Consider the following 22,077-nt stretch of genomic DNA (forward strand, 5'->3'; position numbering starts at 1 on the left):
GCGCACCCGCTGAGCGCACCGATGAGTTTCACCCCGGTGGTGCGTGAAAATCACCCGTTCGGTCGCGGCGAAGAAAGTCCAGGCGGATCGTGTCGTGTCCAGGCCGAGGCCGACGCGCCACGGTCGGTTGCGGCGGGCGGCACAACCGCGGCGCGTCCTTTTCTCCTCCCCCTCCTCGCGGCAGCCTTACGGGTTGCAGGCGTCACACGTCGCCGGATCGGCCTCCCGCTCGGGCCGCGGGCGCTCGCGCTGCTCGTCGCAGGCGGGGCAGCCGTCGACGTCGAGACGCACCTGCGAGGTCGCGTTGCCGCACGCTGCGCACGGGAGACCCCGCACCACGCCCACCGCCCCGAAACCCGGACATCCGCACCCCGGGCACAGCTGGGTGAGTCGGGCGGCGAGCAGCCACGACAGGCGGCGCAGGACCCGCCGCCGGGTGGGGTTCATGTGCGCGCGGAGGTCGGGCTCGAGCTCGACGGGGCCGCGGCGCAGCAGGGCGTCGATGACCGCGGCATCCTGGATGCCCTTCTGCACACCGTCGGCGGTGCGTGCGACGACGCCGTGGTGCGGAAATCCGGCGCGGGCGAGGTAGCGCCGTGCTTCTGCCGACGTTCGCACGGTGCGAGCCGGGGCGACGTGCGTGTACTGGCGGATGCCGTGACGTACGCGGATGCCGCGCTCGAGGTCGATGAAGACGGCGAGCTCCTCGTGCACCATGGGTCCGAAGCCGCCCAGCGCCGGGGCGTACGACGCTTCGGTGGCCAGACCGGTGGCCGTCCCCAACTCGAGCGCCGCCCCCGGGCCTTGGCCGTGGCCGCGTGCTCGGCGGTGCCCGCCCTCGGCACGTCGCGGGTGAACGTGCCGAGGGAGTCTGTGTCGAGCTGCGCCGTCGGCGCGACGCCCGCGTCGAGCCATCGGGCGAAGGCCGGGGCGAACGCGGCCTCCTTGCCGTGCAGGGTGCCGACGGCGGTCGTCTCGCCGGCGTAGGGCGACCCCGAGTGACTCGTCACGATGGTCATCAGGCGAAGTAGTCCGCGCGGCTGACCGAGGTCGGCGAGACGAACATCACGCCCGAGGCGTGGTCGAGGACCGGACGGATGCCGGCGATGATCGCGTCCGCTTTCTCGGGCGCCACGACCGTCACGAGGAGGGTCAGGGTGTCGTGGTCGTTGAAGAGCAGGCGGCCGCCGCGGGGGCCGTGGTGGCCCACCCCGGCCACGCCGGTGATCGCGGTGTACCCGCGCGCGCCGAGGGATTGCATGAGGGCGGACACCTCGGCGACGTCGTCGCTCGCGACGACCACCTCGATCTTGGTCATGGGGGTCAGTTCGGACGGGCTCATCAGCGGTTCTCCTTCGTGGTGGATTCTTCGGTGGCGGCGGGGATGCCGGTGGGGGCGGGGGTGTCCAGGTCGTCGGCCTGCCAGCCGTAGCGTCCCCACCGCATCCAGCGGGCGCTGTCGTGCTCGCGGACGCGGAGGGTGATCCACCGGTTGGCGACCAGGGTGCGGACGGCCTCGGAGGCGTCGATGATGTCGTTCACCCGCGCGAGCGGGGCCTCGACGAACACCTGCAGCCGGATCGGCTCGTGCCGACTCGCGCGGCCGACGCCCACGGACTGCCAGGGCAGGCCGAGCCGCAGGTCGCCGCCGTAGCCCGACAGCACGCCGACGGTGCCGACCACGTTGTGCAGGGGCTTGGGGCCGGCGCCGAACCGGTCGGGGGCGACGGTCGAGGCCGAGTACTGCGCGTTGATCCACTGCGCCACGATCATCGGCGCGGTCAGGATCGTCTCGAGGCCCGCGCCGTCGGGGTCGGCGGCGGCGTCGTAGCTGTGCAGGAAGGCGCGGCGACCGAGGTCGGTGCCCGCGGTGATCGAGCGTGGACCCACGATGAACGCGGCGTTGCCGACGAGACCCCACTCCGCGTACGACTCGGCCCAGTCCGCGGACCGGCGCTCGGTGTCGCAGACGGCGCCGTGCCGCCCTCCCGACCCGGGCAGGCTCGCGCTGCGCTCGGCGGCGTTCGCCGCGCGCGCGGTCTCGAGCAGCCGGGTCACCTCGAGCGCGACGGTTTCGTGCGTCGCCGGAATGGCCCAGGGCTCGAGCAGGGTGACCTCGTCGGTGACGGTGTCCATCTGCGCCGCGACGAAGAGCGTGTCGGCGGGGATCGAGATCCCCCGCCCGGCCAGGGCGTCGCGCGTCTCGGGGTCGTTGAAGATCATCGCCGCCGCCCGCGCGTTCGGTTCGCCCTCGTGGCCGCCGCACGCGCCGCACTGCAGCGACGATGCGAAGGGGTTGTTGGCGACGGTGGCGCCGTGACCGCACAGCAGCACGATCGGGGCGAATCCCTCGACCAGGCCCATCATGCGCAGCGCGGTCTCGGCGTACAGCACGCGCTCCTCGAGCGTGAAGACGACGTTCGCATCGACGTGCGTGGACGGCTTGCTCGGCCGCATGCGCGACACCGTCGTCCGCCAGGCCTCCGGCGCGAGGGTCCGCGCGGCGCTCGCCGCTCCCAGCACCCACCCGGCTGTCTCGGCGAAGGCGTAGGGGGCCACGGCGGACTCCTTGAGTGCGTCGATGGTGGCATCCCGCTCCACGCTCGTCTCGTGCTGACGCTTCCACCGCGCGATCGCGTCGCGCTCCACGGACGACTCGGTGATCGCCACGCGGGGCGTGAGAAGCACCGGGCACGAGGCGACCTCGGCCGACCCGTCGGCGGGCCGGAACGAGATGGGCGCCGCGAAGAATCCCGCGAAACCGAGGGTCTCGACGGCTCCGGCGGCCTCGAGGTGCCGGCGGAAGCTCTCGGACCGCGTGTCGATGCAGAAGACCGCCTGCGCGAGCGGCCGCTGCGGCGCCGTGCTCTCGCGGAGGACAGGTGCGGTCGCGGGGGCGAGTTCGCGCGCGATCCCCGCTCGTACGCCTCCTGCCAGACCGCGAGCCGCGCGGCCGGGGCGATCAGCGAGAGCACGGGGCGAAGGGCGGTCCGCACCGCCGCGTCGGCGGGGTCGACGCCGAGAGCGAGGGCGACCGTGCCGATCCGCGCGGCCTCCTCGGCCAGGCCCTTCTCGGCCGGGGGTGCCGCCGGCAGGGCGACGTCGGCGGGTAGAAGGAGCCGTTCGAGCGTCGCGCGGATCGCGACGAGCGAGGTCAGATCGACGCCGGTCGCGACCGTGTGCCGGACGAGCGCCGCCCACCCCGGCAACGCGAGCACGTGGGCGCGGAGGAACGATTCCGCGGCCGGCCCGTCGAGCTCCCACCGGGCGAGCGCGTCGCCGATGGCCGCGGCCGGGTCGTCGGAGGAATGCCGGATGCCGCTGCGCACCTTCCGCGACAGGGTCGGGTCGAGCGCGGTCAGGCGCCGCCACGCCACCCACATGCTCTCGTCGTTCGTCGGCGACCACGGGGCGGTCCCGAGCGATGCGGCGATCCAGCGTGCGGTGAGGTCGTCGATGCGCGCGTGGATCCGCGGCGACAGCCGTGCGGCGGGGGTGGGTTCGGGCGCGGCCGCGGTCAGCGGGGGAGCGACGAGCAGGTCGTGGCCGAGGATCTCGCCCACGGTGACGCGCGTGCCGCCGATGTCGAGAGAGCGCGGGGCGCCCGCCTCGGGCACGGTGAACCGCAGGGCCGCCTGCAGGTCGGCGGGGCTGATCCGCCCCTGCGCGTACAGGTCGCGGAAGCGCTGTTCCGGAAGGGAGAGCAGGACGCCGTGATCCCGGGCGATCAGTCCGATCGCCTCTTCCCAGTCGAGATTCTCGTACCCGGCGACGGGGTTGCGGGCGATGAAGGTCTCGAGGGGGAAGTGGGGCGAGATGGCGCGGCCGGCGGCGGCGATCCAGCCCCGGATGACGGCGGGAGAGGGAGGGGAGGCGGGGGTGGTCATCAGAATCTCCGGTACTCGAGGGGGCCGTCGGCGGGTGCCGGGGTCCAGGGCGTGTCGATGCGGGATGCGGTCGGAGGGAGGGGCGGTCGGCCCCACGAGAAGGCGGAGGCGAACAGTCGATCCGCGAGGGGACCGGAGCCGCGGGCGGCCAGGCCCGAGGCGGCGGCGAGGACGAAGACGGCCACCGCGAACACGGCGGGGACCGGGTCTGCCGCCGTGACCGGCGCGAGGGCCTCGGCCGCGGGGAAGACCACCGCGAGGTAGGCGGCCGTGAGGGCGGCCAGGCCCGCGAGCTGGGCCGCGCGCGCGGCGACCGACCGGGAGCTTGCGCCGATCCGCGCCCCGGCGACCACCGCGGTGGCCCCGGCGAAGAGCAGGAGGACTGCCGCGCTGTGCTCCCACGCGCCGGATGCCGCGATCGCCGCGACCCCGGTCAGGAGGATGATCACCGCGCCCACGATCGCTCCCGTGGTCGACCGAGCCGGGTGCGCGACGCCCCGCGCCTTCAGCGCGTGCTCGACCGCGGAGCCGGCGCCGAGGAAAAGGCTCGCCTTGTAGAGCGCGTGACCGATCGCGTGGACCAGGGCGACGCCGAAGGCGCCGAGACCGCAGGCCAAGAGGAGGAAGCCCATCTGCGCGGCCGTGGACTGCACGAGGCGGCCCTTCACGTCGGGGCGCGTGAGCATCGCGAGCCCCGCGACGATCATCGTGATCGCACCGGCGGCGGCCACGATCCAGGGGCCCACGACGGAGGGGACGGCCGCGTAACGGAGGAGGAGCAGGGCGCCGGCGTTCACGAAGCCCGCGTGCAGCAGGGCCGACACGGGAGTGGTCGTGGCCGCGGTGGCGGGGAGCCACCCGTGCAGGGGGAAGGCGCCGGCGCGGGCGACCGCCGCGAGGGCGACGAGCGCGCTCACCACCGCCGCCGAGATCGCGTCGACGCTCCCGAGAGCGGCCAGCGACACCGATCCGGTCGAGGCGACCGCGATGATGACGGCCGTCCAGAGCGCCGCGTCTCCGAGCAGCAGGGCCACCGCGCTCCGCGACACGGCAACGCGCGTCTGCGGACCCGCGCCGCCCGTGCCGATGAGCGCGATCATGCTGACCGTGCCGAGCGTCCACCCCGCGGCGAGGAAGACGACGTCCCCGGCCGCAATGGCGGTGGTCGTCCCGACGGCCGCGAGCGACGATAACGCGAAGAAGCTGCGCGAACGCGGGTCGCCGCGCAGGTTGCGGCTGGCGTAGGACTGCACGACCACGGTGAGGGCGACCACGAGCAGCGACAGCGCGGCACCTGCCACATCGTCGCCGGCGGCGAGGGTCGAGGCCAGAGCGACCGTGGCGAGGACCGTGGCGGCGCCGGCGGGCCACACGGCGAGAGAGCCCGGGGTGCGCCGACGCGCGACATCCGGGAGGAGGGCGGCGACGACCGCGGCGAGCAGCGCGGCGATCGTGAGCGGGGCGAGAAGCGACATGCGCAGCACGTTACATGCAACAAATTGCGTGTGTCAAAACGCAGGTAACGAATAACCGGTACTTGGATTCCGGTACCTCGGGTCACTATGCTGTGGCGATGACCACCTGGACGTTCCTCACGAATCACGCCCACGTGTTCATCTACGTCTCCCGCGACCCCGGGGCCCGCGTGCGCGAGATCGCGGATGCCGTGGGCATCACCGAGCGCACGGCGCACGGCATCCTGGCCGATCTCGTCGATGCCGGCTATCTCAAGCGCGAGAAGGAGGGTCGACGCAACCGCTACGAGTGTGTCGAGGACCTGCCGCTGCGTCATCCGATCGAGAGCGACCACCCGGTCGGCGCGTTGCTGCAGGCGTTGCGCGGCTGACACCCTTGCGGGTCACGGCCCTTCGCGCTAACGTGCAACCAAATGGTTGAACAACAGAGCGACGCCGACATCGACCGGGTCTTCCACGCCCTCGCCGACGCGACCCGTCGCGACATCGTGCGGCGCACGCTCGTCGCCGAGCAGTCGGTGACGCAGCTCGCCGCGGCCTACGCGATGTCGTTCGCCGCCGTGTCGAAGCACATCGCCGTGCTCGCCGACGCGCGGCTCATCACCAAACGCGCGGAGGGGAGGGTGCGACTCGTGTCCGCCGACCCCACCGCGCTCGCCCGGGCGCAGGACCTGCTGCGCTCGTACGAAGACCTCTGGCGGGGACGCATCGACCGACTCGACGCGATCCTGCTCGAAGACGCCGGGGTGCCGGCATCCCTCCCGCCCTCCGAACCCGCCGAGAACTGAACCGACGAAGGAGTCGTCATGCCCGTCACATCCGTCGAGAGCGACGCCGAAGCGCTCACCATGACCCTGGTCGCCGACTTCCCCGTGGGCGCCGAACGGTTATGGACGGTCTTCACCGACCCGCGGCAGCTCGAACGCTTCTGGGGTCCCCCCGGATGGCCGGCGACGTTCGCATCGTTCGCCTTCGAGGTCGGCGGTCGCGCCCGATACGCGATGGCCAGCGCGAGCGGCGAGATCGCACGCGGGAGCTGGGAGTTCCTCGGCATCGACGCTCCGCGCGGCTTCGAGGTCGTCGACTCGTTCGTCGACGAGAACGGCGAGGCGATCCCCGGCATGCCCGCGATGCGCATGACCTTCGCGTTCGACGAGACCGAGGGCGGCTCGCGGCTGACGAACGTGACGTACTTCGACTCCCTCGAGGGTCTCGAAACGGTGCTCGCCATGGGCGCCGTCGAGGGGTCGACCCTCGCCATCAACCAGCTCGACGCGGTGCTGCAGGGGCTACGGGAGTTCGCGCAGGGCAAGGGCACGCAGCTCGAGATCCTCGACGACCAGCACGTGCGCATCACGCGGCTCATCGACGGGCCGCGCGAGCTCGTCTGGCGGGCCCACGTCGACCCCGAGCTGATGCGACAGTGGATGCTCGGGCCCGACGGATGGCGCATGACCCACCGCGAGGTCGACCGGCGCGAGGGCGGCGCGTACCGCATCGCGTGGGAGCCCGAACCTGGCACCGAGGGGGAGCCCTTCGGATTCGACGGCGAGATCCTGCTGCTCGACGAGCCGCGCCGCATGGTGCAGACCGAGCACATGACCGGCACCGACTACCCCTCGACGATCAACGACCTGTCCCTCTACGAAGAGGACGGGGCGACGCTGGTCACCCTGCTGATCGAGTATCCGGATGCCGAGACCCGCGACGCCGTGCTCGCCACGGGGATGGTCGAGGGGATGGAGCAGAGCTTCCGGCGGATGGAGCGGGTCGTCCTCGGGTGAGGGGGCGGGTGGCGCCGGCTCAGGCCGCGGGCGCCGCCCGGCGCACGGCCTCGCGAATGCGCTGCTCGACCGCGTCCGTCACCTCGACGACCGCGAACGACACCGGCCACATGGGGCCGTCGTCGAGCTGCGCGCTGTCGTCGAAGCTCACCGTGCCGTAGCGCGTCTTGAACTTCGACGCCGGCTGGTAGAAGACGACGACCTTGCCGTCCTTCGCGTACGCCGGGAAGCCGTAGAACGTCTTCGGGTTCAGGTGCGCGGCCTCTTCGAGCACGATGACGTGCAGGCGCTCGGCCACCGCCCGGTCGACGCCCTCGAGCTTGTCGATCGCCTCGAGGCAGGCCTCGTTCTCCTTCTCGAGCTTCGCCGCGCCCTTCAGGCCCTTCATGGCCTTGAGCTCTTCGGCGCGCTGCTTGATCGCCGCGCGTTCTTCGTCGCTGAATCCTGCTCCGCCGGTGGCCATGGCATCCGCCCTCTCGTTCGTCTGACGGAAGGCTAGCGCGCGTCGGCCCGGTCGTATCCTCCGCGATCCGCGCATTCTCAGCCCGAATCGGCGGATGCCGACTGAGCTTGCGCGTATCGCCGAGCTTGCGCGCCGAGGCGCTCAGGCCTGCCGCAGCCCCTCTTCGAGCGCGACCCACGCGAGCATCGCGCATTTCACGCGCGCGGTGAACTTCGAGACCCCGGAGAGGGCGGCGGCGTCGGCGAAGGTCTCCTCGTCGAGGGGGATCTTGCCGCGGGAGCGTAGCGCCTCGCGGAACTGCGCGATCAGCGCGTCAACGTCGGCCTTCGCCATGCCCTCGTCGCCGCCGTCTTCCTGCAGCAGGGCGACGAGCATCGACGCGGACGACTGCGAGATCGAGCAGCCCGCTCCCTCCCAGGTGACGGAGCTGACACGGTCACCGTCGACGGAGACGCGCAGGGTGATCTCGTCGCCGCAGATGGGGTTGCGCTGGTGCACGGTGGCGCTGCGCGCGCCGGGGGCGGCCAGTCCGAAGCCGCGGCGGTTCTTCGCGTGGTCGAGGATGAGCTCCTGGTACAGCGACTCGAGCCCGCTCATGCGCCGGCACCGAAGAAGCCGCGCACGCCCGAGACGGCGTCGAGGAAGGTGTCGATCTCGTCCTCCGTGGTGTGGATCGCGGCGCTCGCGCGCACCGACGCCGTCATCCCGAAGCGGCGGTGCAGGGGCTGTGCGCAGTGGTGTCCGACGCGCACGGCGACGCCGCGCGAGTCGAGGAACTGGCCCACGTCGTGCGCGTGCACGCCCTGCACCTCGAAGGCCTGCAGGGCGACGCGCTCCGCGGCATCCGTGTCTCCGAGCAGCCGGATGCCGTCGATCGAGCGGAGCCCCTCACGCATGCGCTTCTCGAGCGCGGCCTCGTGCGCGTGCGCGGCGGCGAGATCGTGCTCGCCGAGCCAGCGGACGGCGGCGGCGAGGGCGACGGCCTGCGACACCGGCTGCGTGCCGGGCTCGAAGCGCTGCGGCGGGGGCAGGTACTCGGCCGTGTCGAGCGTGACGGTGGTGATCATCGAGCCACCCGTCGTGAACGGCGGCAGCGACTCGAGCACCTCGTCGCGCCCCCAGAGCGCTCCGATGCCGTAGGGCCCGTAGACCTTGTGGCCCGAGAAGACGGCGAGGTCGACTCCGGAGGCCGGCAGGTCAAGGCGCAGATGAGGTGCCGACTGGCACGCGTCGAGCACGGTCAGCGCGCCGACGCCGCGGGCGAGGGTGACGAGCTTCGCGACGGGGTTCACGATGCCGAGCACGTTCGACACGTGCGGGAAGGCGACGACCTTGGTGCGCTCGCCGATGAGGTCGGCTGCGGCGTGCAGGTCGAGCACGCCGTCGTCGAGCACGGGGATGTGACGCAGGCGCGCCCCGGTGCGGGCGGCGAGCTCCTGCCAGGGGATGAGGTTCGCGTGGTGCTCGGCCTCGGTGACGACGATCTCGTCGCCCTCGCGCAGGCGCCCGGCGTAGCCGAGCGAACCCGCCACGAGGTTGAGACCGGCCGTCGCGCCGCTTGTCCACACGAGCTGTTCGGGCTCGGCGCCCACGTACTCGGCGACGGTGACGCGCGCGTCTTCGAACAGTTCGGTGGCCTCGGCCGCGAGGGTGTGAGCGCCGCGGTGTACGGCGGAGTTCGCCCGCTCGAGGAACTCACGTTCGGCGTCGAGCACGGCACGAGGCTTCTGGCTCGTCGCTCCGGAGTCGAGGTACACGAGGGGGCGACCGTCGATCTCGGTCTCGAGGATCGGGAAGTCGGCGCGCACGGCGGCGACGTCGAAGGGGAGGCTCACCCCTCCAGGCTACGTCGCGCCGGGTGAATGGGTGCCGTGTCAGCGAGATGCAGTCTCGACGCGCGAGAGCCGCGGCGCCCCCGCCCCGCGAGCGAAGAGTGAGGAAAGCGCCGACGCCCGTTCGCGAACCGTGAGGGCCGCGGATCCGCCGCCCGACGCGGCGTAGACCGGATGCCATGACCCTCACGGCCCTGCTCCCCACCCTCCGCGCCAGCATCCCGGCGCCCTTCGACGCCGCGGCGTGGCCCGCCGGCTCGGCACCCACGCTCGACGACGTCACGGTGCGGGCGATGTCGGTCGGCCGCTACGCCGACATCTGCGGCACACCCTGCGTCTGCACGGGGCCTGCGGTAATCCCGGCGTCGGGCGGGGTGGCATCCGCGATTCTGTCGACGACCGTCGTGGTGGCGACGGTGACCGAGGCCACGCCCGACACCCTGCGCCTCGACGCGTGCGTCGCGGGACTCGAGGCCGTCTGGCGCGAAGCCCGGCTCATCGGACGCGTCTCGCACGCCTACGACGAACCCTTCGCCGTCTTCGACGCCCACGGGGAGGATTCGTGCGCAACCGTCGTGCTCCCTGGTGACGTCCGCGCGGGCGACCGCATCGCCTTCCCCTGTCCCGGATGCCACACGGTCGGGGAACTGCGCTGATGCTGCTCCACTCGATCGTCTTCGCCTCGCGCTGCGCCCGGGTGCACGCCGAATACGTGGCGGCGGAGTCTGAGGCGGATGAGGACCCGTCCGGCGCCGAGTGACCGCGTCCGGGCGGACAGGACGCAGGAGATCGGGGTCTGGCGGTGGTCCACGCCGGTCGGATCGCGTGTGAACGGGCCGGCGTCCTGCGTTGTGTCCGTTCGCCCTGTCCGCACACCCCGACGGGAAACGTGCCGAGGGCGCTGCCCGGGGTGCTGACGCGACGCAGGAGGACCACCCGGCGACGCGACGCAGGAGGGACCAGATGGCCATGCTCCCCCCGGAACTCCTGCGTTGTGCACGCCGAGGGCCGATCACACGACCAGCCGATACCCCATCCCCTGCTCCGTCAGCAGGTGCACGGGGTTCGACGGGTCGGCCTCGAGCTTCTTGCGCAGCTGCGACATGTACAGCCGCAGGTAGCCGCTGTCAGCGACCTGCTCGCTCGCCCAGATCTCCTTCAGCAGCGTCTGGCGCGTGACGAGCGAGCCGGGGTTGCGGGCGAGGAACTCGAGCATCCGCCACTCGGTCGGGGTGAGGTGCACGCGGGTGCCCGCGCGCAGTACCGCCTTGGCCGACAGGTCGACCTCGATCTCGCCGAAGCGCACGACGGCGTCGCCCGCCGAGGGCACCGAACGTCGGGCGTGCACGCGCAGACGCGCGAGCAGCTCGTCGATCTGGAAGGGCTTGGTCACGAAGTCGTCGGCGCCGGCATCGAGCGCCTCCACCTTGTCGGCGGAACCCGTGCGGCCCGAGACGACGATGATCGGCGCGGTCGTCCACCCGCGCAACGCGTGGATCACCTGCACGCCGTCGAGGTGCGGCATCCCGAGATCGAGCAGCACGATGTCGGGATGGGCTTGGGCGGCGAGCGTGATCGCTGCGGCGCCGTCGGCCGCGGCCACCACGTCGTAACCGTGGGCGGCGAGCGTGATCCGCAGAGCGCGGACCAGCTGCGGGTCGTCGTCGGCGATGAGTACCTTCACGGCGTCCTCCTGGAGATTCCGGATGCCACGGCATCCGCGCCCGCGACGGGAAGCGCCACGACCATGGTGAGCCCGCCGCCGGGGGTGTCTTCGGGGGTGAGAGTGCCGCCCATGCCCTCGGCGAAGCCGCGCGAGAGCGCGAGCCCGAGGCCGAGACCCGCGGTGTTGTCGGTGTCGCCGAGGCGTTGGAACGGCGAGAACATGTCTTCGCGACGCTCGGCGGCGATGCCCGGCCCGTGATCGATCACGCGGATCTCGGCGGTGCCGCCGAGGCGGCTCGTGGCGATGCGGACGCGCTCGCCGTCGGGCGTGTACCGCTGGGCGTTGGTGAGCACATTGACGAGCACGCGCTGCAGCAGCACCGGGTCGGCGTTGAGCATCGGCAGGTCGGGGTCGAGGGCGAGCTCGACGTCGTCGGGCCCCAGGTCGAGCTCGTCGAGGGCCATGAGCACGACGCCCGCGGCATCGGTCGGCGTGAGCGAGACGGCGAGCACCCCCGCCTGCACGCGACTGACATCGAGCAGGTCGGTGACGAGCACCGACAGGGTCGCGAGGCTCTCGTCGGCGGTCTCGAGCAGCTCGCGGCGATCGTCGTCGGACAGCTGGTCGCCCGCGGCGCGGAGGCCCCCGAGCGAGGCGACGGCGGCGGCGAGGGGTCGGCGCAGGTCGTGGCTGACCGCCGAGAGCAGGGCGCTGCGCACCTGGTCGGTCTCGGCGAGGGCTCCGGCCTCGGCGGCCGTCTCGGCGAGATCGGTGCGCTCGAGGGCGGCCGCGAGCTGCGCGACGACGACGTCGAGCAGGCGACGCTCCGAGGCGTCGAGATCGCCGCCGTGCAGCTCGAGGGTCGCGCGACCGTCGCCGACCGGGACCGAGACCGAGCGACCGTCGCGCACGGGCTCGCCGTCGGTGGCGAGAACCGCGCCGTCCGCGGCGACGAGACGCACCCCGGCCAGGCCGAAGGCTTCTCGGGCACGGGTGACCAGGGCGGGCACCGTGCTCTCGCCGCGGAGCACGCTGCCCGCGACCGTGGCGAGCAGCTCGGCCTCAGCCGTGGCGCGGCGGGCGGAGCGGGCCCGACGGGCAGCCTGGTCGACGACGGTGCTCACGAGCATCGCGATGACCACGTACAACACCAGCGCGATCGTGTTCGCGGGGTTGCTGATGGTCACGGTGTACAGCGGCTCGATGAACAGGAAGTTGAGCGTGAAGCCCGACAGCACCGCAGCGAACAGGGCCGGCCAGATCCCACCGATCAGCGCCACGACCACGACGAGCAGCTGGTAGACGAGCACGTCGGCGGCGATCGAGTCGTCGGAGCCCGTCGAGATCAGCAGCAGCGAGATCAGCGGTCCCCCGAGGACGGCGACGACGAAGCCCAGGATGCGACGCTTCGCGCTCAGCGCGGGGCCGCTGAGGCGGGGGAGGGCGAACCGCCCGCCCGCGCGCGCGTGACTGACGATGTGCACGTCGATGTCGCCCGAGAGGCGGATGACGGTCGCGCCGATGCCGGGGCCGGTGAGGGCGGCGGCGAGACGGCCGCGACGGCTCACGCCGATGACCAGCTGCGAGGCGTTGACCGATCGCGCGAAGTCGACGAGGGCGGTGGCGGGATCGTCGCCCACCACCTGGTGGTACGACCCGCCCAGCGACTCGACGAGGGCGCGCTGCTCGGCGAGGGTGGCCGGGGCGCTCGTGCGCAGGCCGTCCTGGCTCGACACGTGCACGGCGAGCAGTTCGCCGCCGGCCGAGCGGGCCGCGATCCGGGCTCCGCGGCGCAGGAGCGTCTCGCCCTCGGGGCCGCCGGTGAGGGCGACGACCACGCGCTCGCGCGCCTGCCACGAACCCTCGATGCCGTGCTCGGTGCGGTAGCGCTGCAGGGCCGAGTCGACCTCGTCGGCCAGCCACAGCAGAGCGAGCTCGCGCAGCGCCGTCAGGTTGCCGAGGCGGAAGTAGTTCGACAGGGCCGCGTCGATGCGCTCGGCGGGGTACACCGAACCTGCGGCGAGGCGATCACGCAGAGACTGCGGTGCCAGGTCGACGACCTCGATCTGATCGGCGGAGCGGACGACGGCATCCGGAACCGTCTCCCGCTGGACGACCCCCGTGATCTTCTCGACCACGTCGTTGAGAGATTCGATGTGCTGGACGTTCACGGTCGTGATCACGTCGATGCCGGCGTCGAGCAACTCTTCGACATCGGTCCAGCGCTTCTCGTTGCGCGAGCCCGGGACGTTCGTGTGCGCGAGCTCGTCGACGAGGGCGATGCGCGGATGCCGTTCGAGCACCGCATCGAGGTCCATCTCGTCGAGCGCGACCCCCCGGTGGGCGACGGCGCGGCGGGGGATCACCTCGAGGCCCTCGGCTTGCGCTGCGGTCGCGACGCGGCCGTGGGTCTCGACGATCGCGATGATGACGTCATGGCCCTCGTCGCGCAGGCGCCGGCCCTCTTCGAGCATCTCGTACGTCTTGCCGACACCGGGCGCCATGCCCAGCAGCACGCGCAGGCGTCCGCGCTTCACGAGGCGCTCCTCGGAGCCCAGGTCGCTGCGCTTGTCGAAGGGACCCGCGCGTACGCCTCGACGGGCTCAGCGACCGCTCGCTCGAACGCACGGCGCCGCCGCCGCGCGAGAGGCGCGGCGGCGGCGGGTGACAGAGGCATGTCCCTGATTCTCGTCTCTCAGAGGGCGTCGAGCGCGCGATTGAGTTCGACCACGTTCACGCGCGGGTCGCCGAGGTACCCCAGGTCGCGCGGGATGGTGTGCGCGCTGACGAGGGATTCGACCTCGGATGCCGAGATGCCGCGGGCCTCAGCGACGCGGGCGACCTGTCGCTCGGCGTTCTCCACCGAGATGTCGGGGTCGAGGCCGGAGGCCGAGGCGGTGAGCGCGTCGGCGGAGATCTGCCCCGACCCGTCGAGCTCGACCGAGGCGGCCTTGCGCTCCTCGATCGCGGCGATCAGGTCTTCGTTCTCAGGGCCCCAGTTCGATCCGCTCGACGCGGTGGAGTCGTAGCCGTCGCCCGCGGCCGAGGGACGGGACTGGAAGTACTGCGGGAGCGCGTTGCCATCGGCATCCGCGAAGGACTGCCCGATCAGCTGCGAGCCCGAGACCTGCCCGTCGGCAGTCGTGATCAGTGAACCGTTCGCCTGGAACGGCAGGGCGACCTGGCCGACCGCGGTGATCAGCAGCATGTAGGCCACGCCGAGGAGGAGGGTGAAGACGACCATCGCGCGGACGGCGACGCCGGTGGTACGCAGGGTGGTGCGCATGACGGGGCCTTTCAGAAGCCGGGGAGCAGGCTCACGACGAGGTCGATGAGCTTGATGCCGATGAAGGGGACGATGACGCCGCCGAGCCCGTAGACGAGCAGGTTGCGGCTGAGGATGCTCGACGCGCTCGCCGCGCGGTACTTCACTCCGCGCAGGGCCAGGGGGATCAGCACGATGATGACGATCGCGTTGAAGATGATCGCGCTCGTCACGGCGGATGCCGGGGAGTGCAGACCCATGATGTTCAGCGCCGCGAGGCCCGGGAACACGCCCATGAACATCGCCGGGATGATCGCGAAGTACTTCGCGATGTCGTTGGCGAGCGAGAACGTGGTCAGGGCGCCGCGCGTGATGAGCAGCTGCTTTCCGATGCGGACGATGTCGATCAGCTTGGTCGGGTCGGAATCGAGGTCGACCATGTTGCCGGCCTCTTTCGCGGCCGAGGTGCCCGTGTTCATCGCGACACCCACGTCGGCCTGCGCCAGGGCGGGGGCGTCGTTCGTGCCGTCACCGGTCATCGCGACGAGGTTGCCGCCCTCCTGCTCGCGCTGGATGAGGGCGAGCTTGTCTTCGGGCGTGGCCTCGGCGAGGAAGTCGTCGACACCCGCCTCGGCGGCGATGGCCTTGGCGGTGAGGGGGTTGTCGCCCGTGATCATGACGGTGCGGATCCCCATCGCGCGCAGCTCGCCGAAGCGCTCGCGCAGGCCGTCCTTGACGACGTCCTTGAGGTGGATGACGCCGAGCACCTGACCCGCGCCCTTCGACAGGGTCGCGACGACCAGGGGCGTGCCGCCGGACTGGGCGATGGCATCCGTCTCGCTCATCAGCTGCGCGCGCAGCGCCGGGGCGACCGGGCTGCCCGAGGCCTCGAGCCACGCGAGCACGGCCGCGCTCGCGCCCTTGCGCACCTGCGTGCCATCGACGAGGTCGAGGCCGCTCATGCGGGTCTGGGCGGTGAACGGTACGGGCTCGGCACCGCGCGGCATGTCGGCGACGATGCCTTGAGCTGCGGCCAGCTCGACCACCGAGACGCCCTCGGGTGTGGGGTCGGCCTGCGACGACAGCGAGGCGTACTCGGCGAGCTCGGGGCTCCCGACGCCCTTCATCGGCACGAAGGCCGACGCGCGACGGTTGCCGTAGGTGATGGTGCCGGTCTTATCCAGCAGCAGGGTGGTGACATCTCCCGCGGCCTCGACCGCGCGACCCGACATCGCGAGCACGTTGCGCTGCACGAGACGGTCCATGCCCGCGATGCCGATCGCGCTGAGCAGGGCACCGATGGTCGTCGGGATCAGGCAGACGAGCAGCGCGACCAGCACGGGGATCGAGACGGGCGATGCCGCGTACGAGGCGATCGGGTTGAGCACGAGCACCACGACGACGAAGACGATCGACAGGCTCGCGAGCAGGATGTTCAGCGCGATCTCGTTGGGCGTGCGCTGACGCGACGCGCCCTCGACCAGGGCGATCATGCGGTCGACGAACGTCTCGCCCGGCTTCGAGGTGATCTTCACCACGATGCGGTCGCTGAGCACGCGCGTGCCGCCGGTGACGGCGCTGCGGTCACCACCCGACTCGCGCACGACCGGGGCGGACTCGCCCGTGATGGCCGACTCGTCGACCGTCGCGATGCCCGACACGATGTCGCCGTCGCCGGGGATGAGCTCCCCGGTCTCGACCAGCACGATGTCGCCGACGCGGAGGTCGCCCGAGGGGACGTCTTCGGTGGTGGCACCGGATGCCGAGGGGTCGGCCTTCTCGTCGTACGAGACGACGCGGCGGGCCGAGGTCGTCGTGCGCGTCTTGCGCAGGGTCGCGGCCTGGGCCTTGCCGCGGCCCTCGGCGACCGACTCGGCGATGTTCGCGAAGAACACCGTGAGCCATAGCCAGACGGCGATGCCCCAGGTGAAGCCGAAGGGGAGGCTGTCGTCGCTGCCGCCGAGGAAGGGCTCGGCGATCGCGATGAGCGTCGTCAAGGCGGCACCCACCCAGACGAGGAACATCACGGGGTTGCGCCACTGCGCGGCGGGGTTGAGCTTCTTGGCCGCGCCCGGCAGGGCGGCCACGACCTGCGCGGCGCTGAACGCGCGGCGCGGGGCGGTCGCCGCCGGTTCGGCTTCGGGGGCCGGGGCGTGGGTGAGGGTGGACATCAGCGGGTAAGTCCTTCAGCGAGGGGTCCGAGGGTGAGGACCGGGAAATAGGTGAGGGCCGTCACGATCACCGCGACGCCGCCCAGGAGGCCGGCGAACTGCGGGCGGTGCGTCGGCAGGGTGCCGGCGGTGGAGGGCACGGCATCCTGAGCAGCGAGCGAACCGGCGAGGGCCAGCACGAACACGATCGGCAGGAACCGGCCGAGCAGCATCGCCACACCGAGTGCGGTGTTGAACCACGGGGTGTTGGCGGTGAGGCCCGCGAACGCCGAACCGTTGTTGTTCGCGGCCGAGGTGAAGGCGTAGAGCACTTCGCTCAGGCCGTGGACGCCCGGATTCCAGATCGAGGTGGTCTCGACATCGGAGCGGATCGCGGGGACGCCGAAGCTCAACGCGGTCCCGGCCAGCACGAGGGTCGGGGTGACGAGGATGTACAGGCTCGCGAGCTTGATCTCCTTCGGCCCGATCTTCTTGCCGAGGTATTCGGGCGTGCGGCCGATCAGCAGACCACCGACGAAGACCGCGATCACGGCGAGGATCAGCATGCCGTAGAGGCCCGATCCGACACCGCCGGGGGCGATCTCGCCGAGCATCATGTTGATCATCGGCATCATGCCGCCGAGAGCGGTGTAGCTGTCGTGCATGGAGTTGACGGCACCGGTCGAGGTGAGGGTGCTGGTGGTGCTGAAGAGGGTCGACCCGAAGATGCCGAAGCGCACCTCCTTGCCCTCCATCGCGCCGCCCGCGAGCATCGGAGCCGTGCCGTTGCCGGCCACCTCGGCCCAGGTCAGAAGGGCCGCGGATGCCACGAAGATCGCGCCCATCACACCGAGGATCGTGTAGCCCTGGCGGTTGTCACCGACGATCCGACCGAAGGCGCGGGGGAGCGAGAACGGGATCACCAGCATGAGGAAGATCTCGAAGAGGTTCGTCCACGGCGTGGGGTTCTCGAAGGGGTGAGCCGAGTTCGTGTTGAAGAACCCGCCACCGTTAGTGCCGAGCAGCTTGATGGCTTCCTGCGAGGCGACCGGCCCGCCGGGGATCGACTGGGCGGCGCCCGCCACCGTTGTGGCATCCGTGAATCCCGAGAGGTTCTGGATGACGCCACCGGCGAGCAGCACGATCGCCGCGATGATCGCGATGGGCAGCAGCAGACGGTAGGTGCCGCGCACGAGGTCGACCCAGAAGTTGCCGATCACACCGCTGCGGCGATAGGCGAAGCCGCGGACGAGCGCCACGGCCACCGCGATGCCGACGGCGGCCGACACGAAGTTCTGCACGGTGAGGGCGGCGAACTGCACGGTGTACCCGAGGGTCAGCTCACCCGAGTACGACTGCCAGTTGGTGTTCGTCACGAACGACACCGCCGTGTTGAACGACAGTGCCTCGCCGGGGGAATCGAAGCCGAGCGACAGCGGCAGCACCGCCTGCAGGCGCATGATCGCGTACACGAACACGACGCCGACGAACGAGAACAGCAGCACCGAGCGCAGGTAGGCCTGCCAGGTCTGGGCGCTGCGGGGGTCGACGCCGATCAGGCGGTAGGTGCCGCGCTCGACCGCGAGATCGCGCTCGCCGGTGTAGATGCGGGCGATGTAGTCACCGAGGGGGCGATACGCCAAGCCCAGGGCGACGATGAGGGTGAGGCTGGTCAGGACGATCGACCAGATCATGCCGGAATCCATCTCAGAACTTCTCCGGTCGGACGAGCGCGACCACGAGGTACACGACGGCGGCGACCGCGAGCACGGCGGCCAGGATCGAGAAGACGATCACGAGCGCTCACCGCCTCGACCGGTGGGACGGGCGGACGAGGGGCGGGCCTCGGGGCCCATCTTCTCGACCCCCTTGGCGACGAGCGCGACCAGCGCGAAGATCGCGACGGTCACGGCGAGGAAGACGACATCGAGCACGACGACTCCAGATTCGGGTCTGACCGCGGGCGGGCCGCGGGCGCCGCGGGGCGGCACGTCTGTCGATACAACTCCTCGAGCCCGCGGCATCCCGGCGTCCTAACGCTTTCCCTACGGGTCCCTGACGGACGCATACGGGGTGCTTACGGGGAAGGAGCTCTCACGCGCACGGGGTGCTTACTCGTACGGGGTGAGGTGGACGCAACGGAGCCGGAGCGCTGTCCCGGATGCCGGAGCCGTCCGGGATGGTTCGCCGCGGAGGGGACGACACAACGCAGGAGTATCGGCCGTCGGATGCCGTCGGCCGTGCGGGATCGGGACCGTAAGGGCCGAATGTCCTGCGTTGTGTCACGAGGGCTACCTCTTCACAGGGCCCACCGACGCATGATGGAGGCATGGCCGACATGGACGTGCGCGTGACCGCGGGGCTCACCATCCCGGCGGCCGAGCTGTCGTGGCGGTTCTCACGCTCGTCGGGCCCGGGCGGTCAGGGCGTGAACACCGCCGACTCCCGGGCGGAGGTGATGTGGGATGCCACGGCATCCGCCGTTCTCTCACGGGTTCAGCGTGAGCGCGTGCTCGAGCGGCTCGGCGACCGGCTGGTCGACGGGGTGCTGACGATCGCGGCCTCGGAGCATCGGGCGCAGCTGCGCAATCGCGACGCCGCGCGCGCCCGGCTCGCGGCCCTCGTCGCCGAGGCGGTTCGCCCGCCCGCCCCGCCCCGCCGCGCGACGAAACCCACGCGCGGGTCGAAGGAGCGCCGCCTGCAGGCCAAGCAGCGCCGCACCGACGTGAAGAAGATGCGTCGGCGCCCGACCGACTGACGCAGGACCGTCCGGTCCCGTCACTCAACATGGCGACGGCGGCGCGGGGAGTCAGCTGGTCGCGCCGCCCTCGGCCCGGCGGCGGCGCACCTGCTCCTCGAGGTCGGCGAGGTGCATCTCGCGCTCGAGGTCGGCGATCTGCTGCTCGGTGGTGCGGCTCTCGCGCGGGGCGGGTGGGGGAGCGGGCTGCGCGTCCTTCTGCCAGCGCCGTGGGTCGCCGAACGACATCGGGGTCGACCGTGCCTCGTACTCGCGGCCGAGGGCGAACCACAGGATCGAGCCGATCAGCGGCAGCAGCACGATGAAGAAGATCCACGCGAACTTCGGCAGGTGCTTCACCTGGTCCTCGCGGCGGGTGATGGCATCGATGAGGGCGATCACCATCACGACGAGGGTCAGCAGGGCGAGGACGGGCATGGCATCCACCCTGGCGGAGACTCCCGGCGGCGTCCACCGCCGCTTCGCGAGCGGGCCGAACTCCTGCCTCTTCGCGCGCGCGGCGTCTGCGGGGCTGATTCCACCGGCTGAACCGCGCGTTCATCAGGAGTTCGGCCCGCCGCCGCCCGCCCGTCGCGCGCCGAAACGCCGAACGCCCCCGCCGGAGGGGCGGGGGCGTTCGAGAGGGGCTCAGGATGCCGAGTCGGTGGGCGTCTTCCGCGCCTTGTGGGCCGGGGCCTCGGCCACGGGCTGACCACCGCGCTGCTGACCGGGGAGCGGACGCGACCGGCGGCCGTAGATCACCTCGGACGAGTCGAGCAGCCACGGCACGAGGGTGATCGAGACGCCGTGCACGAGCATCAGCTGGTGCGCGAGACGGCGCGAGCGGCGGTTGTGCAGGATCGACTCCCACCAGTGTCCGACGATGAACTGGGGGAGGTACACGGTCACGACGGCGGAGCCGTTGTTCTCGCGGTACTTCTTGATGAAGGCCGACACCGGCGAGGTGTACGTGCGGTACGGCGAGTCGATGATGACCAGCGGAATGGGCATCTCGTGGTCGGCCCATTCCTTCTGCAGTCTCGCCGCGTCTTCGTCGGTGATGGCGACATGGACCGCGAGGGTCTTCTGATGGTTGGCCGCGAGGGCGTAGTCGATCGCCTTCATGACGGGCTTCTGCAGGCGGTTCACGAGGACGATCGCGACGTCTCCCGACGAGCCGAAGTGCACGGTGTCGTCCATGCGGATCTCGTGCTCGACGTCGCGGTAGTAGCGGTTCACGCCGATCATCAGCACCGCGAGGATCGGGATCGCGATGAACACGAGCCACGCGCCGTGGGTGAACTTCGTGATCGTGACGATCAACAGCACGAGGACGGTCATCGCCGCGCCGACGGAGTTGATCCACAGGCCCGAGATCGCCGAGCGGCGCTCGATCGCGGCCGACTGCTGCTTCGCCGCCTCGGGCGGCAGGTCCTTCAGCCCGCGCAGTGCGCGGCGCCAGTGCCTGACCATGCCGATCTGACCGAGCGAGAACGAGACGAACACACCGATGATGTAGAGCTGGATCAGCGTCGTGAGGTTGGCCTGGTAGACGATCAGCACGCCGATGGCGACGATGCCGAGGATGATCATGCCGTTCGAGTACACGAGGCGGTCGCCGCGGGTGTTCAGGGCCTTCGGGGCGTAGCCGTCGCGGGCGAGCACGGCACCCAGCAGGGGGAAGCCGTTGAAGGCGGTGTTGGCGGCCAGCAGCAGCACGCACGCGGTGGCGGCCTGGATGATGAAGAACGGGATGCTTCCCATGCCGAAGGTGGCGGCGGCGACCTGGGCCATGAGGCTCGGCTGCGGGTTGTTGGCGCAGTCGAAGCCGATCAGGTGGCAGGGGTTCTCGGCGTAGTGCACGCCCGAGATGAGGGCGAGGATCGTCAGACCGGCGAACAGCACGATGGCGATGCCGCCCATCATGGTGAGCGTCGTCTGCGCGTTGCGAATCTTCGGCATGCGGAACGCGGGCACGCCGTTGGACACGGCCTCGACGCCCGTGAGGGCCGAGCAGCCGCTCGAGAAGGCGCGCAGCACGAGCAGGATGAGCGCCGCTTGCGTGAGCGACTCGGCCTGCACGGCGTACTGGGCGCTCTCGGCGACGGGGGCATCGCCGAGGAGCGTGCGCCCGAGACCCACGACGATCATGACGCCGACCGAGCCGATGAAGAGGTACGTCGGGATCGCGAAGACGCTCGACGCCTCGCGCACGCCGCGGAGATTGACGATCACGATGAGGATCACGAACCCGACCGCGATCTCGACGCGGAAAGGATTCAATTCGGGCAATGCCGAGATGATGTTGTCGACTCCGGATGCCACTGACACGGCGACCGTGAGCACGTAGTCCACCAGGAGAGCTGCGGCGACGACCACCCCGGGCACCTCGCCCAGATTCTTGCTCGCGACCTCATAGTCACCGCCGCCCGAGGGGTACGCCTTGATGAGCTGGCGGTAGCTCAGCACGACCACGACCAGGAGTGTCACGACCGCGACCGCGACCCACGGGCTGAGGGTCAGCAGGGCCGTTCCGCCGATGAGCAGGATCATCAGCAGCTCCTGCGGGGCGTAGGCCACGGAGGAGAGCGCGTCGGAGGCGAAGATCGGCAGCGCCATCTTCTTCGGGAGGAGCTGCTCGTCGAGTTTCTCCGACGTGAGGGGCTCGCCGATCAGGATGCGTTTCGCGATCGGCGTCTCTTCGCCGTCAACGCGACTTTCGTCAGTCACGGCGCGCGACATTACGCGCACTGGACGCCATGCGCAATCTGACGCGCACACCGTTCAGCGCATGGTCGCCGGACCGTGACCTGGTGGT

Annotated in this window: 21 protein-coding genes and 1 pseudogene; 5 read left to right on the plus strand and 17 right to left on the minus strand. The window is 71.2% G+C overall.

Going from position 1 to position 22,077, the window contains the following annotated elements; all coding sequences use genetic code 11:
- Nucleotides 1-186: 186 nt before the first annotated feature.
- From OVA26_RS03050 to OVA26_RS03065, 5 genes and pseudogenes are all read right to left on the minus strand, one after another.
- Entirely contained in the window at nt 187-783 is a 597-nt protein-coding gene (locus OVA26_RS03050; RefSeq protein ID WP_268102925.1) for a DUF6671 family protein, read from the minus strand.
- Between the two features lie 235 nt (nt 784-1,018).
- Nucleotides 1,019-1,342 (minus strand): P-II family nitrogen regulator, encoded by a 324-nt coding sequence (locus tag OVA26_RS03055; RefSeq protein WP_268102926.1) that lies wholly within the window; start codon nt 1,340-1,342, stop codon nt 1,019-1,021.
- Nucleotides 1,342-2,937: a putative inorganic carbon transporter subunit DabA gene (locus OVA26_RS03060; RefSeq protein WP_442786067.1), complete on the minus strand. Its 1,596-nt coding sequence runs from the start codon at nt 2,935-2,937 to the stop codon at nt 1,342-1,344. Before OVA26_RS03060 ends, OVA26_RS03055 begins: the two co-directional genes overlap by 1 nt.
- Nucleotides 2,913-3,887, minus strand: a pseudogene (locus tag OVA26_RS17415) (putative inorganic carbon transporter subunit DabA); the annotation flags it as partial. The pseudogene OVA26_RS17415 and the gene OVA26_RS03060, both read right to left, overlap by 25 nt.
- Complete coding sequence (locus tag OVA26_RS03065) at nt 3,887-5,362, minus strand: proton-conducting transporter transmembrane domain-containing protein (RefSeq protein WP_268102928.1); 1,476 nt, start codon at nt 5,360-5,362, stop codon at nt 3,887-3,889. The gene OVA26_RS03065 and the pseudogene OVA26_RS17415, both read right to left, overlap by 1 nt.
- A 98-nt stretch (nt 5,363-5,460) precedes the next feature.
- Here OVA26_RS03065 and OVA26_RS03070 point away from each other — a divergent pair, with 98 nt between their 5' ends.
- From OVA26_RS03070 to OVA26_RS03080, 3 genes are read left to right on the plus strand one after another with little or no spacing between them, the layout of a single operon-like run.
- Nucleotides 5,461-5,733: a helix-turn-helix transcriptional regulator gene (locus tag OVA26_RS03070; RefSeq protein WP_056225357.1), complete on the plus strand. Its 273-nt coding sequence runs from the start codon at nt 5,461-5,463 to the stop codon at nt 5,731-5,733.
- A 42-nt stretch (nt 5,734-5,775) separates the two neighbouring features.
- A complete protein-coding gene (locus tag OVA26_RS03075) occupies nt 5,776-6,150 on the plus strand; it encodes an ArsR/SmtB family transcription factor (protein ID WP_268102929.1) in 375 nt (124 codons plus the stop codon).
- A gap of 18 nt (nt 6,151-6,168) precedes the next feature.
- Complete coding sequence (locus tag OVA26_RS03080) at nt 6,169-7,146, plus strand: SRPBCC family protein (RefSeq protein ID WP_268102930.1); 978 nt, start codon at nt 6,169-6,171, stop codon at nt 7,144-7,146.
- 19 nt (nt 7,147-7,165) lie between these two features.
- On the opposite strand, the gene OVA26_RS03085 is transcribed toward OVA26_RS03080, so the two are convergent.
- From OVA26_RS03085 to OVA26_RS03095, 3 genes are all read right to left on the minus strand, one after another.
- Complete coding sequence (locus OVA26_RS03085) at nt 7,166-7,609, minus strand: hypothetical protein (protein WP_268102931.1); 444 nt, start codon at nt 7,607-7,609, stop codon at nt 7,166-7,168.
- Nucleotides 7,610-7,750: 141 nt separating this feature from the next.
- Nucleotides 7,751-8,206 carry a Fe-S cluster assembly sulfur transfer protein SufU gene (sufU, locus tag OVA26_RS03090; RefSeq protein ID WP_268102932.1) on the minus strand — a complete coding sequence of 152 codons (456 nt, stop codon included), beginning with the start codon at nt 8,204-8,206 and terminating at the stop codon, nt 7,751-7,753.
- Nucleotides 8,203-9,444, minus strand: coding sequence for an aminotransferase class V-fold PLP-dependent enzyme (locus OVA26_RS03095; protein WP_268102933.1), 1,242 nt, complete (start codon nt 9,442-9,444; stop codon nt 8,203-8,205). The genes sufU and OVA26_RS03095 overlap by 4 nt, the downstream gene beginning before the upstream one ends.
- 176 nt (nt 9,445-9,620) lie before the next feature.
- Between OVA26_RS03095 and OVA26_RS03100 the strand changes: the two genes are divergently transcribed.
- The gene (locus tag OVA26_RS03100) at nt 9,621-10,097 is read left to right on the plus strand and encodes a hypothetical protein (RefSeq protein ID WP_268102934.1); all 477 of its coding nucleotides are present in this window, start codon (nt 9,621-9,623) and stop codon (nt 10,095-10,097) included.
- A 356-nt stretch (nt 10,098-10,453) separates the two neighbouring features.
- On the opposite strand, the gene OVA26_RS03105 is transcribed toward OVA26_RS03100, so the two are convergent.
- The 7 genes from OVA26_RS03105 to OVA26_RS03135 form a co-directional block, all read right to left on the minus strand.
- Nucleotides 10,454-11,125 (minus strand): response regulator, encoded by a 672-nt coding sequence (locus tag OVA26_RS03105; protein ID WP_056225375.1) that lies wholly within the window; start codon nt 11,123-11,125, stop codon nt 10,454-10,456.
- On the minus strand, nt 11,122-13,644 hold the full coding sequence (locus tag OVA26_RS03110; RefSeq protein ID WP_268102935.1) for a DUF4118 domain-containing protein: 2,523 nt from the start codon (nt 13,642-13,644) through the stop codon (nt 11,122-11,124). The genes OVA26_RS03105 and OVA26_RS03110 overlap by 4 nt, the downstream gene beginning before the upstream one ends.
- A gap of 158 nt (nt 13,645-13,802) precedes the next feature.
- Entirely contained in the window at nt 13,803-14,393 is a 591-nt protein-coding gene (kdpC, locus tag OVA26_RS03115) for a K(+)-transporting ATPase subunit C (RefSeq protein WP_268102936.1), read from the minus strand.
- 11 nt (nt 14,394-14,404) lie between these two features.
- Nucleotides 14,405-16,543 carry a potassium-transporting ATPase subunit KdpB gene (gene kdpB / locus OVA26_RS03120; protein WP_268102937.1) on the minus strand — a complete coding sequence of 713 codons (2,139 nt, stop codon included), beginning with the start codon at nt 16,541-16,543 and terminating at the stop codon, nt 14,405-14,407.
- Nucleotides 16,543-18,216, minus strand: coding sequence for a potassium-transporting ATPase subunit KdpA (gene kdpA / locus OVA26_RS03125; RefSeq protein ID WP_442786068.1), 1,674 nt, complete (start codon nt 18,214-18,216; stop codon nt 16,543-16,545). Before kdpA ends, kdpB begins: the two co-directional genes overlap by 1 nt.
- Nucleotides 18,217-18,229: 13 nt before the next feature.
- A complete protein-coding gene (gene kdpF / locus OVA26_RS03130) occupies nt 18,230-18,319 on the minus strand; it encodes a K(+)-transporting ATPase subunit F (protein ID WP_103211052.1) in 90 nt (29 codons plus the stop codon).
- Entirely contained in the window at nt 18,316-18,456 is a 141-nt protein-coding gene (locus tag OVA26_RS03135; RefSeq protein WP_200914118.1) for a hypothetical protein, read from the minus strand. The genes kdpF and OVA26_RS03135 overlap by 4 nt, the downstream gene beginning before the upstream one ends.
- A 404-nt stretch (nt 18,457-18,860) precedes the next feature.
- Between OVA26_RS03135 and arfB the strand changes: the two genes are divergently transcribed.
- On the plus strand, nt 18,861-19,280 hold the full coding sequence (gene arfB, locus OVA26_RS03140; protein WP_268104857.1) for an alternative ribosome rescue aminoacyl-tRNA hydrolase ArfB: 420 nt from the start codon (nt 18,861-18,863) through the stop codon (nt 19,278-19,280).
- Nucleotides 19,281-19,331: 51 nt separating this feature from the next.
- On the opposite strand, the gene OVA26_RS03145 is transcribed toward arfB, so the two are convergent.
- Both OVA26_RS03145 and OVA26_RS03150 read right to left on the minus strand, forming a co-directional pair.
- A complete protein-coding gene (locus OVA26_RS03145) occupies nt 19,332-19,697 on the minus strand; it encodes a PLD nuclease N-terminal domain-containing protein (RefSeq protein ID WP_268102939.1) in 366 nt (121 codons plus the stop codon).
- A 210-nt stretch (nt 19,698-19,907) separates the two neighbouring features.
- Entirely contained in the window at nt 19,908-22,001 is a 2,094-nt protein-coding gene (locus OVA26_RS03150) for an APC family permease (protein WP_056225395.1), read from the minus strand.
- Nucleotides 22,002-22,077: the final 76 nt, after the last annotated feature.

It is taken from the genome of Microbacterium sp. SL62 (assembly GCF_026672635.1).
GTDB lineage: Bacteria > Actinomycetota > Actinomycetes > Actinomycetales > Microbacteriaceae > Microbacterium > Microbacterium testaceum_A.